Below are 1,099 nucleotides of genomic sequence, written 5' to 3'. Positions count from 1 at the left end.
TTATCAAAAATAGAATAATTAAATGGAAACTATTGGGTGGCAACATTGTGTACTTTTCGTTGCAAAACTATGTACTTCTCTATTGCAAAACACAATTATTAAGAAAAACATTCTCAATATAGCTTTTCTTCTCTATATCCCCAATAGTATTCTCAATGATAACTCGATATTTATCATATATTGATAACCAATTAGTTAACATTTTAGGAAGATTATCAAATATTTTATCGTACTTACATAACTTGACCACAGAAACTTCGCTGTACTCTTTTAGAGATATCTGATTGATAAATAAATGCTGTTGATCTAGCCCAGGTCCAGTATAAAATGATATTTTCTTTATTGGACTAGCTCGTGAGAGTAGAAAAGTATAAAAATTTTGAATACGTCTGATATTTTTTCTAATTTCACTACCCGTTTTTTCATGGTCATATTCGAGTAGATAATTCATTTTAGTCTCATAAATGCTTTTATTGACACCAGCATTTTTATGCCCAGTATAGTCTGTGTAAAGTAATTCGAATAACTCAAACGTAATTTCTTCTAATGGAATTTTAGTTTTAATCCGACATTCATCTTCTAAACTACCATGAGTAAACCAATTATCAAAAAAGTCCAATGAAAATTGAGCCTTAGTGAACTTTTGGTCTCTATTGAACCATGTACTTCCTATGTATAGTTCTTTACTGATAATCTTCACACGATTTACTCCAATATTTATCATTGAATATGTTATTTCATTATTAATAGTAACTTGATTTTTTTGTAAACTGAATATCTTTTTACTATCGTGTAAGATGCCATAAATCGTGGGTATTTCATCAAACTGAGCAACATCTGTATTACAATCATAAATAGTCAAACTTATTCCTTCATAAATATCATAATTTATTTGACCAAAAGATTGTTCTTGAAATTTTTGATCAAAAGAACAAGTGACCGATTCTGAAAACGAGTGTAAATTATCATACTTTAATACCATTTAATTCAATCCTTACATTAATTCTGATAAAGTCCATATAATTGTGTAAAAGATAAAAGGCCATGTAAAAGCCCTTTTACGGTACAATGTTTTTAACCACTAAAAACATACCCAGGA

At 28.6% G+C, this 1,099-nt stretch carries 1 protein-coding gene; it reads right to left on the bottom strand.

The annotated features are described in order from the left end of the window. Positions 1-79: 79 nt before the first annotated feature. Positions 80-982: an ApeA N-terminal domain 1-containing protein gene (locus tag G470_RS0111760; protein ID WP_028274953.1), complete on the bottom strand. Its 903-nt coding sequence runs from the start codon at positions 980-982 to the stop codon at positions 80-82. Positions 983-1,099 lie beyond the last annotated feature (117 nt).

It is taken from the genome of Atopococcus tabaci DSM 17538 (assembly GCF_000429585.1).
Classification (GTDB): domain Bacteria; phylum Bacillota; class Bacilli; order Lactobacillales; family Carnobacteriaceae_A; genus Atopococcus; species Atopococcus tabaci.
The sequence above is the reverse complement of the archived record's forward strand: the minus strand, read 5'-3'. Positions and strand labels throughout refer to the sequence as shown.

Excerpts from the sequence above, each read along its gene's own strand:
- G470_RS0111760 (WP_028274953.1), bottom strand. The coding sequence starts at position 982 with ATGGTATTAAAGTATGATAATTTACACTCGTTTTCAGAATCGGTCACT.